The sequence below is a fragment of the Agromyces bauzanensis genome (genome assembly GCF_014645655.1).
In the GTDB taxonomy this organism is placed as follows: Bacteria; Actinomycetota; Actinomycetes; order Actinomycetales; family Microbacteriaceae; genus Agromyces; species Agromyces bauzanensis.
In genome coordinates, this window is the sequence record NZ_BMMD01000002.1 from 34,550 (window position 1) to 49,634 (window position 15,085).

15 protein-coding genes are annotated in these 15,085 nt (G+C 70.8%); 4 read left to right on the forward strand and 11 right to left on the reverse strand.

Annotated features, from left to right (window positions below):
* Positions 1–249: 249 nt before the first annotated feature.
* The 6 genes from IEX31_RS02460 to IEX31_RS02485 form a co-directional block, all read right to left on the reverse strand.
* The gene (locus IEX31_RS02460) at positions 250–555 is read right to left on the reverse strand and encodes an SHOCT domain-containing protein (RefSeq protein ID WP_188741863.1); all 306 of its coding nucleotides are present in this window, start codon (positions 553–555) and stop codon (positions 250–252) included.
* 128 nt (positions 556–683) lie between these two features.
* Complete coding sequence (locus IEX31_RS02465) at positions 684–1,346, reverse strand: response regulator (protein ID WP_188741864.1); 663 nt, start codon at positions 1,344–1,346, stop codon at positions 684–686.
* Positions 1,343–2,515, reverse strand: a complete 1,173-nt coding sequence (locus IEX31_RS02470) for a sensor histidine kinase (RefSeq protein WP_188741865.1) — start codon at positions 2,513–2,515, stop codon at positions 1,343–1,345. Before IEX31_RS02470 ends, IEX31_RS02465 begins: the two co-directional genes overlap by 4 nt.
* An 82-nt stretch (positions 2,516–2,597) precedes the next feature.
* Complete coding sequence (locus IEX31_RS02475) at positions 2,598–3,923, reverse strand: M50 family metallopeptidase (protein WP_229662059.1); 1,326 nt, start codon at positions 3,921–3,923, stop codon at positions 2,598–2,600.
* A 146-nt stretch (positions 3,924–4,069) separates the two neighbouring features.
* A complete protein-coding gene (gene dxr, locus IEX31_RS02480; protein WP_188741866.1) occupies positions 4,070–5,167 on the reverse strand; it encodes a 1-deoxy-D-xylulose-5-phosphate reductoisomerase in 1,098 nt (365 codons plus the stop codon).
* Positions 5,168–5,206: 39 nt separating this feature from the next.
* A complete protein-coding gene (locus IEX31_RS02485) occupies positions 5,207–5,845 on the reverse strand; it encodes a hypothetical protein (protein ID WP_188741867.1) in 639 nt (212 codons plus the stop codon).
* Positions 5,846–5,941: 96 nt separating this feature from the next.
* Here IEX31_RS02485 and IEX31_RS02490 point away from each other — a divergent pair, with 96 nt between their 5' ends.
* Positions 5,942–6,706, forward strand: coding sequence for a lysophospholipid acyltransferase family protein (locus IEX31_RS02490; RefSeq protein ID WP_188741868.1), 765 nt, complete (start codon positions 5,942–5,944; stop codon positions 6,704–6,706).
* A gap of 46 nt (positions 6,707–6,752) precedes the next feature.
* A complete protein-coding gene (locus tag IEX31_RS02495) occupies positions 6,753–7,664 on the forward strand; it encodes a hypothetical protein (protein ID WP_188741869.1) in 912 nt (303 codons plus the stop codon).
* An 80-nt stretch (positions 7,665–7,744) separates the two neighbouring features.
* Here IEX31_RS02495 and IEX31_RS02500 read toward each other — a convergent pair whose 3' ends face one another.
* On the reverse strand, positions 7,745–8,236 hold the full coding sequence (locus IEX31_RS02500; protein ID WP_188741870.1) for an OsmC family protein: 492 nt from the start codon (positions 8,234–8,236) through the stop codon (positions 7,745–7,747).
* 94 nt (positions 8,237–8,330) lie between these two features.
* Here IEX31_RS02500 and gabT point away from each other — a divergent pair, with 94 nt between their 5' ends.
* Together gabT and IEX31_RS02510 are read left to right on the forward strand one after the other, a co-directional pair.
* Positions 8,331–9,707: a 4-aminobutyrate--2-oxoglutarate transaminase gene (gabT, locus tag IEX31_RS02505; protein WP_188741871.1), complete on the forward strand. Its 1,377-nt coding sequence runs from the start codon at positions 8,331–8,333 to the stop codon at positions 9,705–9,707.
* A gap of 4 nt (positions 9,708–9,711) precedes the next feature.
* Positions 9,712–10,701: an asparaginase gene (locus IEX31_RS02510; RefSeq protein ID WP_188741872.1), complete on the forward strand. Its 990-nt coding sequence runs from the start codon at positions 9,712–9,714 to the stop codon at positions 10,699–10,701.
* Between the two features lie 136 nt (positions 10,702–10,837).
* On the opposite strand, the gene IEX31_RS02515 is transcribed toward IEX31_RS02510, so the two are convergent.
* The 4 genes from IEX31_RS02515 to IEX31_RS02530 all read right to left on the reverse strand — a co-directional run bounded on the left by IEX31_RS02515 (position 10,838) and on the right by IEX31_RS02530 (position 15,064).
* Positions 10,838–11,638: an ABC transporter permease gene (locus tag IEX31_RS02515; protein ID WP_229662084.1), complete on the reverse strand. Its 801-nt coding sequence runs from the start codon at positions 11,636–11,638 to the stop codon at positions 10,838–10,840.
* Positions 11,639–11,733: 95 nt separating this feature from the next.
* Complete coding sequence (locus tag IEX31_RS02520) at positions 11,734–12,645, reverse strand: ABC transporter permease (protein ID WP_188741873.1); 912 nt, start codon at positions 12,643–12,645, stop codon at positions 11,734–11,736.
* Positions 12,646–12,647: 2 nt separating this feature from the next.
* Positions 12,648–13,847 (reverse strand): ABC transporter ATP-binding protein, encoded by a 1,200-nt coding sequence (locus tag IEX31_RS02525; protein ID WP_188742108.1) that lies wholly within the window; start codon positions 13,845–13,847, stop codon positions 12,648–12,650.
* A gap of 2 nt (positions 13,848–13,849) precedes the next feature.
* Positions 13,850–15,064 (reverse strand): ABC transporter substrate-binding protein, encoded by a 1,215-nt coding sequence (locus tag IEX31_RS02530; protein ID WP_373285493.1) that lies wholly within the window; start codon positions 15,062–15,064, stop codon positions 13,850–13,852.
* Between the last annotated feature and the right edge of the window lie 21 nt (positions 15,065–15,085).

Genomic DNA, 15,085 nt, shown 5'->3' on the forward strand with positions numbered 1-15,085 from the left:
GCGGGGACCCGGTGCCGAAGTAGCGAAGTGCCGAAGTGCCGAAAGGACGGCGTGCCGAAGTACGGCAGTGCCGAAACACCGACGTGCCGGGCCACGGCGGAGGAGAGCATGCCATCGGCTCGGAGACGCGGCGACGCGAATCGCCGACGCGGGGCGCCGGGAAGGTGCGGACGCGGGAGGCATCCGCACCTTCCGTCGGCCGCCGCCGGCGGTCCCAGGCGACCGTCGCCGGCCGCTGAGCGTGAAGCGCTACGCGTTCGGCCGGTTCGCGCGCAGCACCTCGAGGCGTGCGCGGTACTCCGTCTCGTCGATGTCGCCCTTGGCGAACCGCTCGGAGAGGGTCGACTCGGCGGTCGCGCCGCGCGCCCACGGCGGGCCGTAGCCCTCCGGGCCGCCGTACGCCCACGCGTGCCGACGACGGCTCACGAGGAAGACCACGAGGCCGATCACGAGGATCCAGAAGATCGGGATGAGGAAGAAGACCCATCCGAACCCGGCCGCCCAGGGTCCGGCGTATTGGGTGGCCACGGCGGTGGTGGCGAGGGTGGCGAGCATGTCGTGTCCCTTGATCGTGCGGCCCCGGGATGGACCGTCGTGACCATGCTCGTGCGGCTGCGGCATCCGCGAATCCGCCCGGCGAAGGCACTTCGCCTGCTCCCCCGGGAGCAGCGCGGCGACGGATGCTACTGCCAGCCGGGAGCCACGAGACCCGACTCGTAGGCGACCACCACGAGGTGCACCCGGTCGCGCGCGTGCAGCTTCGACATGATGCGCGACACGTGCGTCTTCGCCGTGAGTGGGCTCAGCACGAGGCTCGCCGCGATCTCGTCGTTCGTGAGCCCCTGACCGACGAGGCGCAGCACCTCGCGCTCGCGCTCGGTGAGCGCCGCGAGCCGCTCCTCGTCGGGCGCGTCGCGGAGGCCGACGGCCATGCGCTCGAGCAGGCGCTTCGTCACGCCCGGCGAGAGCAGCGCCTCGCCGTCCGCCACCACCCGCACGGCGCGGATGAGGTCCTCGGGCTCCGTGTCCTTCACGAGGAACCCGCTCGCGCCGGCACGCACCGCCCGGGCGACGTACTCGTCGAGCTCGAAGGTGGTCACGATCACGACGCGGACGCCCGCGAGGGCCGGGTCGGCGGCGATCTGCTCGGTGGCCCACAGCCCGTCACCGCCCGGCATCCGGATGTCCATGAGCACCACGTCGACGGGCTGCGAGCGCACGATCGCAACAAGCTCCTCGCCCGTCGACGCCTCCCCGACGACCTCGACGTCGTCCTCGGCCTGCAGCAGCGCCCGGAATCCGGCGCGCACAAGGACCTGGTCGTCGGCCAGTGCGACCCTGATCATGCCGTTGCCCCCCATGGAAGGCGTGCGGTCACGCGCGTGCCGCCGCGGGGCGACGGCGAGATCTCGACGGAGCCGCCGAGGAGCGCCGCGCGTTCACGCATGCCGAGGATGCCGGTGCCCTCCTCGACACCCCGGGCGCCCCGGCCGTCGTCGTCGACGGTGACGAGCAGCTCGTCGTCGAGCCGCTCGAGGGCCACCACCGCGTGCGTGGCGTGCGCGTGCCGCACGACGTTCGTGAGCGCCTCCTGCACGATGCGGTACGCCGCGAACTGCACGGCGCGGCCGGGCGGCTCGGCGAGTCGGTCGACCAGCCCGGCCTCGAAGCCGGGCGAGCGCACCCCGTCGAGCAGGCGCGGCAGCTCGGCGAGCTCGGCCTGCGGTGCGAGCGGCGGGTCGCCCTCGCTCCGGATGACCCCGAGGACGCTCCGCACCTCCTCCAGGGCCGTTTTCGAGGTCTCCTTGATGCTGCCGAGCGCGGTGCGGGCCTGCTCGGGGTCCCGGTCCATGAGGTGCAGCCCGACGCTGGCCTGCACGTTGATCTGCGACAGCGCGTGACCGATGACGTCGTGCAGCTCGCGGGCGATGCGCACACGCTCGCGTTCCTCGGCGGAACGCCTGCGCCGGAGCACCTCGGCGCGCAGCGCGTCCGCCCGGTCGCGGCGCACGCGCACGAGCGCCCCGACGCCGAAGCACGCGGCAAGCCCCAGCGTCACCAGTGCGATGCGGAACGGATGCCACGCCAGCCCGATCATCGCACCGAGCACGACCGCGGCGACCCAGGCGACGACCACCGACACCACCGCCCAGACGAGCGCGCGGCGCGCGACCGCGAGCACGATCGCGAAGGCGAGGGCCAGGTACGGTGGCCCGTCGCCGGGGGCGAGCAGGAGGTCTGCGAGCGCCGCGGCGGCGATCACCGTGACGGTGGGTCCCGGATACCGGCGCGAGGCGAGCAGGGCGAGCGGGCCGAACGCGGCGAGCGCGATGTGGGCCAGCCCCTCCGCGACGCCGGGCCGCTGCCAGAACACGACGCCCACCGCGGCGGGCACCTGCACGAGGAAGCTGATCACGACCGGAATCCACAGCACGGCGCCGCGCGGCGGGCGGAAGTGGTCGGGTCGTCCGTCCCACGATGGATGCCAGGGCGGGCGACCGTCGGTGACGGGCATTCCCCGATCGTATCGCCGCGGCATCCGCGTGGAATCTGCCCGTCGGACACTCACGTTCTACTCCCGCGGGAGTACGAACGGGTCAGAACAGCTGCACCGGCTTCACGAGGTCGGCGTAGATGAGGAGCGCGCTCATGGCGCCGAGCACGACCACCACGGCGAGCGTCAGCGGCATGAGCCTCGCGAGGTCGACGGGGCCGGGGTCGGGGCGCCGGAACAGCTTCGCGAAGCCGCGTCGGATGGCCTCCCACAGGGCGCCGGCGATGTGGCCGCCGTCGAGCGGGAGCAGCGGGATGAGGTTGAAGACGAACAGGGCGATGTTCAGCGATGCGAGGATGCCGACGAGCCCGGCGGCCTTCGAGGCGAGCGGGATCTCCTCGAGGCTCGCGATCTCGCCCGCCACCCGGCCGACGCCGACCACCGAGATGGGGCCGTTGGGGTCGCGCTCCCCCGGCCCGAATGCCGCCTCGGCGACGTCGACCATGCGCTGCGGCAGGTTCAGGATGATCCCGGCGACCCCGGTGATGTTCTCGCCGACGGCCGGCAGCACGGCCGTGACCGGCTGGCGCACGGTCTCGGACGCGGGGCCGATGCCCACGAAGCCCGCCTGCTCGGTGACCGGCTCGCCCGCGGCATCCGTCACCAGCTGGCCCCGGTCGTCGGTGACGTAGCGCTCGCTCAGCATGGGCGTGACGGTGAGCGTGAGCTGATCGCCGTCGCGCTCCACGACGAAGTCGAGCGACTCGCCCGGGTGGTCGCGGATGAAGGCCGTGGACTGCTCCCACGACTCGATGGCGGTCCCGTCGATCGACACGATGCGGTCGCCGGGCAGGATGCCGGCTTCTGCGCCGGGCGCGGCCGGGTCGCCCGTCTCGCAGGTCTGGCGGTCGCTCGTGGCGGGCAGCACGCACTCGTTGACGGTGGCGACCGTGGTGGACAGCTGCGCCACGCCGAAGCCCATGAGCAGCACGGCGAAGAGCACCACAGCGAGCACGAGGTTCATGAACGGGCCGCCGAGCATGACGATGATGCGCTTCCACACCGGCAGGCGGTAGAACGCGCGATCCTCGTCTCCGGGGGTGATCGACTCGGCGCTCGAATCGCGGGCGTCCTGCACGAGTCCGCGGAAGAGGCTCGTGCTGCCGGCGCCGACCTGCTCGCCCTTCGCGGGCGGGAACATCCCGATCATCGAGATGTAGCCGCCGAGCGGGATCGCCTTGACGCCGTACTCGGTCTCCCCCTTGCGCCGCGACCACACCGTCGGGCCGAAGCCGATCATGTACTGCGTCACCTTGACGCGGAAGAGCTTTGCGGGCACCAGGTGCCCGATCTCGTGCAGGCCGATCGAGACGGCCAGGCCGGCCACGATGATGACGACGCCGACGATGAAGGCGAGCACGGAATCCACCCGACGAGCGTACTGCCGCGGGCTCTGCGGCGGCTGTCCTCCGGCTGTGAGTACGCTGCCGCGGGCCGGCGTATCCCGGTGGTCGAGTAGCCGCGAAGCGGCGTATCGAGATTCGGTGCCGTGGCCTCGGTACGGGCCTGGGGGCCCTACTCGACCACCGAACGGCGGGCGATGCGCGCCTCGGCGGCGCGGCGTGCGGTGCGCTCCGCCTCGGCGAGCGACGCGACCGAGACCTCGTCGCCGGATGCCTCGTGCGCCTCGACCACGGCGCGCACGGTGTCGACGATGTCGGTGAAACCGATGCGTCCGTTATGGAACGCCGTGACGGCCTTCTCGTTCGCCGCGTTGAACACTGCGGGGTACTCGCCGCCTGCGCGGCCGACCTGCTTGGCGAGCGCGACCGCGGGGAACGCCGCCGTGTCGAGCGGTTCGAAGGTCCAGCTGGTGGCGGTCGTCCAGTCGAGCGGCTTCCCGGCGGCGGCCACGCGGTGCGGCCAGTCCAGGCCGAGCGAGATCGGCAGGCGCATGTCGGGCGGCGACGCCTGCGCGATGGTCGAGCCGTCGACGAACTCGACCATCGAGTGCACGATCGACTGAGGGTGCACGACGACGTCGATTCGGTCGTAGTCGACGTCGAAGAGCAGGTGGGCCTCGATGACCTCGAGGCCCTTGTTGACGAGCGTGGCCGAGTTGGTGGTGACGACGAGGCCCATGTCCCACGTGGGATGCGCGAGCGCGTCGGCGGGCGTGACGTCGACGAGGTCCTCGCGCCGGCGGCCGCGGAACGGTCCGCCCGAGGCGGTGAGCACCAGGCGCCGCACCTCGGCGCGCGTGCCGGCGCGAAGGGCCTGCGCGATCGCCGAGTGCTCGGAGTCGACCGGCACGATCTGGCCGGGCTGCGCGAGCCCGGTCACGAGGTCGCCGCCGACGATGAGCGACTCCTTGTTGGCCAGGGCGAGCGTCATGCCGCGCTCGAGCGCGGCGAGCGTCGGCCCGAGCCCGACCGAGCCGGTGATGCCGTTGAGCACCACGTCGGCGTCGACGTCGCGCACGAGCTGCACGGCCTCGTCGATGCCGACGGCCGTGTGATCCACCCCGAAATCCGCCGCCTGCTGCTCGAGCAACGCCCGGCTCGACCCGACGGCCAGGCCGACGACCTCGAAGCGGCCCGGGTTGGCGCGGATGACGTCGAGCGCCTGCGTGCCGATCGAACCGGATGAGCCGAGGACGATGACGCTGCGCACCGTCCCACTGTACGGCCGCGGACCGACGCGGCGTTCGGGTCAGGCGATGACGGCGACGGATGCCGCGCGATTGCCCGGGACCGGGATGTCGTGGAACTCGACCCGGCTCCACACCGACCCGAACTCGGGAACGCTGCGCAGGATGCGGCCGACGCCGCCGTCCCGCCCCGGGATCGTGAGGGCGAGCCGCGACGGCTCGATGAAGTCCGTGTGGCCGATCGCGCGCAGGAACGCCGTCTTGCGGGCCCACAGCGTGGCGCGAACGAGCGGACGCCGAGCCGTATCGAGCTCGTCGAGCGCGAGCCGCTCCTCGGCGTGGAACGCCGCCTCGTCGATGGCCTCGCCCGCATCGAGCGTCGCGGACTCCATGCCGATGCCGAGCGGATGCCGCGTGGCCGCGGCCGCGACGACGGCGTCTCCGCACACCGCAACGTCGGCGTACCAGGGTGCGCCCGAGGGCGTGAGCGGATAGGCGACCGCGACGCGGCCGTGCCGGGCGCCGCACGTCGCGCAGGCATGCTCGAGCTCGACGTCCTCGGCGGGAACGCCGGACGAGTTCGCGATGAGCCCGCGAAGCGCCGAGTCCGCGGACGGCGGTCGGCGGGACCCGGCGAAGACGAGGACCCGCACGCCGGTCTCCTCGAGCTCGACCAGCTCGCCCTCCGTCGTGACGTCCATGTCACCCATTCTCGCGCATCCGGCCCGGCTGCGCCCGGCCCACGGTACCGGCGGCGCAATATTCCGATCTCGGCATACCACGCCGCTTATGGTCGGATGGTGAGCGAGATCGAAGCCGACGCCGTTCCGGCGCCCGTCGCGCGGCAGGGTCCGCTGTACCGCATCGTCCGCGGCATCCTGCGTCCACTCGTGCTGGTCCTGTACCGCCCGACGATCACCGGAGCCGAGCAGGTGCCGAAGCACGGTCCGGTCATCCTCGCGAGCAACCACCTGTCGTTCGTCGACAGCATCGTCATCCCGCTCGCGTCGCCGCGGCCCGTGCAGTTCCTCGCCAAGTCGCACTACTTCACGGGCACGGGCGTCACGGGATGGGTCTCCCGCACGTTCTTCACCGCCATCGGCGCCGTGAGCGTCGAGCGCGGGGCCGGCGCGCAGGCGCAGGAGGCGCTCGACCAGGGCCGGCGCATCCTCGAGGCGGGCGCCGCGTTCGCGCTCTATCCCGAGGGCACGCGCTCCGTCGACGGCCGGCTGTACCGCGGGCGCACGGGCGTCGCGTGGCTCGCGCTCGAGACGGGGGCGACGGTCGTGCCGGTGGGCCTCGTCGGCACGGAGGAGATCCAGCCCGTCGGCGCGAGATTCCCGCGCATCCGCCCCGTCACGGTGCGGTTCGGCGCGCCGCTCGACCTGAGCCGGCACGGCGCGCCCTCCTCGGGGCGGGCTCGTCGCGCCGCGACCGACGAGGTCATGGGCGCCATCCACGCGCTCACCGGCCAGGAACTCGCCGGTCGGTACAACGAGGCGCCGCCCACGGGGACGCTGGCGAAGATCGCCGACCGCGTCGTTCCCCGCGAGAGGGTCTGACCCGATTCCCAGCCTGCCCCCGCGTTCGCCCGGTATCGTCGGCTCGATGAGCATCGCCGATGTCGCCGCCCGCGGCATCGCGGTCGCGCTCGTGGCCGTCTCGCTCGCCTCGTGCGCCACACCAGGCGATGCCGCGCCCGCGCCGGCGCCGGAGGTCACCAGGTCGACGCTGCCCGAGCCGCCCGCATCGGCGTTCGACCCCGGCCACATCGTGAGCGACGACGCCTTCTACGACAGCGGCGCGATGACCGAGGAGGAGATCCAGGCCTTCTTCGAGTCCGTGCCCTGCCGCGCCGACGAAGGCGTGCGCTGCCTCGCCGACTTCACGCAGTCGACCACGACCCAGCCCGCCGTGGGGGGTACCCATTGCACCGAGTACCGCGGTGGCATCCGGGAGCGCGCGAGCCGCATCGTCGCCAAGGTCGCGGACACCTGCGGCGTGAGCCCGCGCACGCTGCTCGTGCTGCTGCAGAAGGAGCAGTCCCTGTTGACCCGCCCGACGCAGTACGGCTACGAACGCGCGACGGGCTACGGATGCCCCGACACCGCCGACTGCGACGCGAAGTACTTCGGCTTCTTCAACCAGATCTACAACGCCGCGTGGCAGTTCCGCCAGTACACCGAGGAGCCCGACCGTAGGTTCCGCGTCGGCACCGTCGAGGTCGGCTACCACCCCGACGCCGCGTGCGGGGCCTCGCCCGTCGAGATCCGCAACCAGGCCACCGCGAACCTCTACAACTACACGCCATACCAGCCGAGCGAGGCGACGCTCGCCGACCCCGATACGGGCGACGCGTGCTCGGCGTTCGGGAACCTGAACTTCTGGCGCATCTGGCACCGCTGGTTCGGCGACCCCCAGGCGGAGCGACTGCCGTCGTTCTTCCCGCCGTGCTCGCGACTCGTGGGCGGTCACACCTGTCCGGCACAGCCCACGCTCCCGGCCGCCGCCCTGCCCTGACATCGGCCCGCCCTGACATCGGCCCGCCCTGACGTCGGCCTGCCCTGACGTCGGCCCGGCCTCGATGCGCCGCTGCGCGGCTACTCGACCACCGGGGCGTCGGCGACGACGACGGTCGGCTCATGGTGCACCGGGAAGTCGACGGATGCCGCGATGAAGCACTTCTCGGACGCCTCGGCGTGGATCTCGCACGCGACGTCGAGCATCGAGGCATCCGCCACCTCGACACGCGGACGCAGCACGACCTCGGTGAAGGCTCCTCCGCCGCGGCCGTCCTCGACCATCGTGCCCGTCGGGGCATCCGTGTAGCCGCGCACGACGACCCCATGCCGGGTCGCGACGTGCAGGTACGAGAGCATGTGGCACTCGCTGAGGGCCGCGAGGAGCAGCTCCTCGGGGTTCCAGCGCTCGCGGTCGCCGTGGAACACCCGGTCGCTCGACCCGGCGATGTCGTGCAGCTTGCCGGCGGCACGCACGACGTGCGCCCGACTGTAGGCACGGTAGTTCGAGGTGCCCTCGCCGCGATCGCCCTGCCACTCGACCTCGAGCGTGTAGTGGTGCGTTCCGAGCATCCCTCATCCTTCCGACCGGGTACCGTCCCGTCCTCGATTGTGCACCCGCACGGCCACGGCGGCGTGCGCCGTCGGCGATAGGCTTGGGAGCATCATGACTGACACCCAGATTCCCGCAGAGACCGCGACCGCCCCGGTGTACTCCGTGCCGCAGGAGCGTCGCGTCGCGACCGCCATCCCCGGTCCGAAGTCAGAGGAACTGCACGCGCGGCGGTCGAAGGTCGTCTCCGCCGGCGTGTCCTCCGCGCTCCCCGTGTACATCGAGCGCGCGAACGGCGCGGTCCTCGTGGATGTCGACGGCAACCGGTTCATCGACTTCGGCGCGGGCATCGGCGTGACCACCGTCGGCCACACCGAGCAGCGGGTGGTGCAGGCGGCCGCGGACCAGCTGCAGGACGTCATCCACACGCTGTTCACCATCACTCCCTACGAGGAGTACGTGCGCGTCGCCGAGCTCCTCGCCGAGCACACCCCCGGCGACTGGGCCAAGAAGTCGGTCCTCGTCAACTCGGGTGCCGAGGCCGTCGAGAACGGCGTGAAGATCGCCCGCAAGCACACTGGCCGCCGCGCCGTCGCGGTGCTCGACCACGCCTACCACGGCCGCACCAACCTCACGATGGCGATGAACTACAAGGCGCACCCCTACGCCACCGGTTACGGGCCGTTCGCGGGCGACGTCTACCACGCGCCGAGCTCGTACCCGTACCGCGACGGCCTGTCGGGCGCCGACGCCGCGGCCCGCACGATCGCGTACCTCGAGAAGGTCGTCGGTGCGACCGACCTCGCGTGCCTGGTCGTCGAGCCCATCCAGGGCGAGGGCGGCTTCATGGTGCCCGCCGACGGCTACCTGCCGCGGCTCCAGGCCTGGTGCACCGAGCACGGCGTGGTCATGATCGCCGACGAGATCCAGAGCGGCATGGCGCGCACCGGCCGCTACTACGCGAGCGAGCACTTCGGCTGGGAGCCCGACCTCGTGCTCTCCGCGAAGGGGATCGCGGGCGGTCTCCCTCTCGCCGCGGTCACCGGACGTGCCGAGATCATGGATGCCTCCCAGCCCGGCGGCCTCGGCGGCACGTTCGGCGGCAACCCCGTCGCCTGCGCCGCGGCGATCGCGGTGTTCGAGTCGATCGAGCAGAACCACCTGCTCGGCAAGGCGGAGCGCATCGAGCGCGCCCTGAAGACCGGCCTCGCGCGCCTCAAGGAGCGGTACCACATCATCGGCGACATCCGCGGCAAGGGCGCGATGGTGGCCATCGAGCTCGTGCAGCCCGGTACCGCCGAGACCACGAGGCAGCCGAACCCCGAGGCCGTCTCGGCGCTCGTGGCGTACGCCGCCCAGCACGGCGTGCTGTTCCTCAACGCCGGCACCTGGGGCAACGTGCTCCGCTTCCTGCCGAGCCTCGCGGTCACCGATGACCTGATCGACGACGGACTCCGCGTGCTCGACGACGGCTTCGCGTCGCTCGGGTGACGTGGTGCCGGGCACATTCTCCGTCAGCGACGCCGTCGAACTCGCCGTGGTCGAGCGCGGTGGTTTCATCGAGTCCAGGCACGCCGGTTCCGCCGTCGTGCTCTCCCCCGAGGGCGAGGTCGTGCGCGCCCTCGGCGACATCCGCACGCCGGTCTTCCCGAGGTCCTGCCTGAAGCCGTTCCAGGCCGTCGCGGTCATGACCTCGGGCGTCACGCTGCGCGGCGAGGATGCCGCGATCGCGACGGCGAGCCATTCCGGCACCGCCGCGCACGTCGCCCTCGTGCGCGGGCTGCTCGATCGCGCGGCGCTCCCCGTCTCGGCACTCGGCTGCCCACCGGCCTCGCCGTCCGATCACGTCGCACGCGACGACCTGATCCGGAACGGCGGTGCACGGGAACGCATCTACATGAACTGCTCGGGCAAGCACGCCGCAATGCTCCTCTCGTGCGTCGCGAACGACTGGCCTCTCGACGGCTACCTCGATCCCGAGCATCCGCTGCAGAAGCGGGTGCTCGACGTCGTCGAGCGCCTCACCGGCGAGCGGCCGGCCGCGACCGCCGTCGACGGCTGCGGCGCCCCCGTGCACGCCATCAGCCTTGGCGCCCTCGCCCGCGGCATCCAGAAGATCACCACGGCCGCTTCGTCCTCCCCGTTCGCATTGTTCCGCGAGGCCGCGGCCCTCACCGAGGCGGTACGCGAGAACCCGTGGGCCGTCGGCGGACCCGGCCAGCCCGACACCATCGCGATCGAGCGCCTGGGCGTGTTCGCGAAGGTCGGCGCCGAGGGCGTCATGGTGATGACCGCCCCCGACGGCACCACGACGGCGCTCAAGGTGCTCGACGGCTCGTCGCGCGCCACCACCATCATCGCGCTGCGCCTGCTCGCCGATGCGGGCTCGATCGAGGACGCCGTCGTGGAAGCCGTTCAGACCGAGCTCGACCTGTGGGTCATGGGCGGCGAGCGCCGCGTCGGCACCGTGCGCGCCACGGTCTGAGCCGGCGCGGAGCCGCGGCGTGGCCGCGTGGCCGCGGTACCCTGTGGGAGCCGCGCGACGACCTCGGCACGGCCGCGTATGACGGATGCCGCGACGGGAACGATCCGGTCGCGGCATCCGCCTGCACGAAGCGCGCTCAGCCGAGCTTCGCGAGCCGCTTCGCGCGAGCCGCGCGCGAGACCTGCGCGCCGATCACGAGCACGAGCGCCAACAGGAACACCGCAGAGGCGATGACATTCGCCTCCGCCGGGATGCCGCGCGACGCCGAGATGTACACGTACTTCGGGAACGTTGATGTGGAGCCCGAGTTGAAGTTCATGATGATGAAGTCGTCGAAGCTCAGCGCGAACGACAGCAACGCGGCCGCGAGGATGCCCGGGGTGAGCAGCGGGAAGGTGATCCGCCGGAACACCTGGGCGGGGGACGCGTAGAGATCGCGTCCGGCCTCCTCGAGCGCCGGATCGAGGCTCGCGACGCGGGCCTTGACCGTGACCACCACGAAGCTGATGCAGAACATCGTGTGGGCCAGGATGATCGTCGTCATGTCCTTGGGAACGCCCACCGCGAGGAACTGGGCGGCGAGACCCGCTCCGAGAACGACCTCGGGCGTCGCCATCGGCAGGAACAACAGGAGGCTGATCGCCGAGCGCGCCCGGAACCGGTAGCGCACGAGGGCGATCGCGATCATGGTGCCGAGGGCGGTGGCGATCACCGTGGCCGTGACGCCGATGACCACGCTGTTGCCGAAAGCCTCGCACACCGCGCCGCCTTCGACCCTGCAGACGTTCAGCCACTTGTCGAGGGTGAATCCGCGCCAGGAGATGTTCGACTTGATGGAGTCGTTGAACGAGAACACGAACGTGTAGGCGATCGGGATCAGGAGGAACACGAACGCGATGATCGTGTAGGCCGGAAGCAGCCAGTCGCCGAGGCCGATCCGGCGACCTCGGGGCCGACGTACCGGACGACGTGCCTCCTGCTGCTCGCTCTCGGCGAGGCCGCTGAGCGCGGCCCCCGCCTGGACCTCGCCGCTCACAGCAGGTCCTCCGTTCCGGAACGCTTCACGTAGATGCCGACGAGCACGAGGATCGCCGCCATCAGGATGATCGAGAGCGCGGCGGCCACCGGGTAGTTCAGCAGCACCAGGAAGTTCGCCTCGATGACGTTGCCCATCATCTGGGTGTCGGGACCGCCGAGGAAGTCGCGACTGGCGTTCACGTAATCACCTGCCGCCGGGATGAACGTGAGGAGCGTGCCCGCCACGATGCCGGGCATCGAGAGCGGCACCGTGATCTTGCGGAACACCGTGAACGGGTTCGCGTACAGGTCGCTGCCGGCCTCGAGGTACCGGGTGTCGAGCCGCTCGAGCGTCGTGTACAGGGGCAGCGTCATGAACGGGATGAAGTTGTAGGTGAGACCGAAGATGACGGCGAACGGCGTGCCGGTGAAGTGCGCGTCGGGCGCCATGAGCGACAGCGCCTTCAGTGAGGTGATGATGAACGACTCGTCGGAGAGGATCTGCTTCCAGGCGAGCGTGCGCAGCAGGAAGCTGATGAAGAACGGGGCGATCACGAGCACGAGCATGAGGCTCTGCAGCAGCGGCCAGCGCCGCGCCTTCACGCCGATGAAGTAGGCGAGCGGATAGCTGAAGAGCAGTGCCAGCACGGTGGCGGCGAGCGCGTATCCGAACGACCGCGCGATGTGCGGGAGGTACTGCTGGACGACGGTCACGTAGTTCTGCCAGTTGAAGGCGTAGTCGAACTCGCCGATGTCGCCGAACTCGCGCGGCGCCTGCAGCGACGTGAGCACGAGCGAGATCAGCGGGGTGAGGAAGAACAGCACGAGGTATGCGATGCCCGGCAGGAGGAGGAAGAGCGCGATGCGGCTCCTCTTCTTCGGTGCCTGGGGCTGCGCCTCCGCCGTCGCGAACGCTGCGAAGGCCATCGTCAGTGCTCCTCGAGCTCCGAGACGAGCGCCTCGCGGCGCTGCACCGCGATCGATCGTGTGGAGTCGTCGGCGGGGAACCGGCCGCCCTCGCCCGGCTCGTCGTCGAGCCCGAACCCGTGGTCGATCGCCCAGCTGAGCCACACCTCGGTGCCGACCTCGGCCACGGGGCCGAATCCCATGTTCTGTGCGAAGACGACGACCGTGCCCGCGCCGGCGACGTCGACCAGGTACTGCGTACTGACGCCCGAGAACGAGACGTCGACGATCCGGCCGGGGCCGAGCACGCTGCGAGCGGATGACTCGCCCGGCTCCTCCACGTGGAGCGTGACCTTCTCGGGACGGACGCCGACCGTGACCTCGCCCTGGTGGCGCTGTGCGCGTGACGTGGGTACGACGATTCGTCCGCCCGCCGCAGCGACCGTGATCGCGGTGCCGGTCGTGCCGACCACCGCCCCGGTGAACAGGTTGGACTGCCCGAGGAAGTTCGCGACGAACGACGTGCGAGGGAGCTCGTAGAGCTCCTCGGGGGCGCCCATCTGCTCGATCACCCCGTTGTTCATGACCGCGACCGTGTCGGCCATGGTCATGGCCTCCTCCTGGTCGTGCGTGACGTGCAGGAAGGTGAGGCCCACCTCCTCCTGGATGGTCTTCAACTCGAGCTGCATCTGGCGTCTGAGCTTCAGGTCGAGCGCGCCGAGCGGCTCGTCGAGGAGCAGGAGTGCCGGGCGGTTCACGATCGCGCGGGCGAGCGCGACGCGCTGCTGCTGGCCACCTGAGAGCTGCTGCGGCTTGCGCTGCGCGATGTGGTCGAGCTCCACCAGCTTGAGCGCCTCATGCGCTTTGCCGAGCGGATCGCCGATGCGACGACGCTTCAGCCCGAACGCGACGTTCTCGATGATCGTCATGTGCGGGAACAGCGCGTAGCTCTGGAACACGGTGTTGACCGGTCGCTCGTGTGACTTGGTGTCGGTCACGTCCTTGCCGCCGATGAGGATGCGACCCTTCGTCGGCTCCTCCAGGCCGGCCACCAGCCGGAGCGTCGTCGTCTTGCCGCACCCCGACGGACCCAGCAGGGCGAAGAACGAGCCGGCCGGGATGACCAGGTCGAGCTCCTCGATCGCGGTGAACCCGGGGAACCGCTTCTGGATTCCGACGAGCTCCAGATCGGCGCCGCGTTCGGCGAACTCCCGTACCGCCATGCTCACGCGCCCAGCAGGATGCTCTGGAAGTCCGCCTGGTATTTCTGCTCCTCGGCGCCGGAAAGGGCGCGGAAGACGTAGGCGTTGGAGAGCGTCTCCTCGTTGGGGAAGATGAGCTGGTTCTCCGAGAGCTCGGGGTCGATCGCCATGGCGGCCTCCTGGGCGCCGACGACGGGCGTGATGAAGTTCACCCATGCCGCGACCTCGGCGGCCACCTCGGGCTCGTAGTAGTAGTTGATGAGCGTCTCGGCGTTGGTCTTGCGGGGCGAGCCGATCGGCACGAGGAAGTTGTCATTCCACAGGGTGCCGCCCGCGGAAGGGATCACGAACTCCCACTTGTCGCCGGCCTCGGCATTGATCACCGTGATGTCGCCCGACCAGCAGATGGCGGCGAGGGTGTCCTCGCTCTTCAGGTCCTCGAGGTAGGAGTTGCCCTTGATGTTGCGGATCTGGCCGTCCTCCACCTGCTTGCGGAGCAGTTCGAGCGACTCGTTGTACTCGTCGTCGCCCCACTCGCCCGAGATGTCCACGCCGTTCTCGAGCATGAGCAGTCCCATGGTGTCGCGCATCTCGGAGAGCACGCCGACGCGGCCCTTGAGCTCGGGGTTCCAGAGGTCGGAGACCGAGGTGAGCCCGCCGGGTACGGCCTCCTTGTTCCAGCAGATGCCGGCGAAGCCGCCCTGCCACGGGACCGACATCTCGCGACCCGGGTCGAAGTCGACGTCCTGGAGCGACGACGTGAGGTTCGCGAGGTTCGGGATGTTCCCGTGGTCGAGCGCCTGCGTGTACCCGAACCGGATCCAGCGCGCGACCATCCAGTCGGTGAGGCACACGGTGTCGGCGCCGATGTCCTGGCCGAGCGCCAGCTGGTCCTTGACCTTGCCGTAGTACGTGTTGTTGTCGTCGACGGCGACCTCGTAGTTGACCTTGATGCCCGTCTCCTCCTCGAAGGCGACCAGCGTGGGGTAGTTGCCGTCGTCATCCTCGTCGATGTATGCGGCCCAGTTGGCCCAGTTCAGGGTCTTGTCGTTCGCCGAGTTGTCGGCTGCGGGCGTCGGCCGGGACTGGCCGCCACCGGTCGAACACGCGGCGAGCGCGAGCGCAGAGGCGCCGGCACCGGCGCCGGCGAGGAGCGTGCGACGATTCAGTTGCGCCTGTCGCGCCTGTGCGATCAGGCGGCGGATCATCGGGTCCTGGGGGAATGGCCGAGCGGTCACGGGTACTCCATTCGGTGCTGC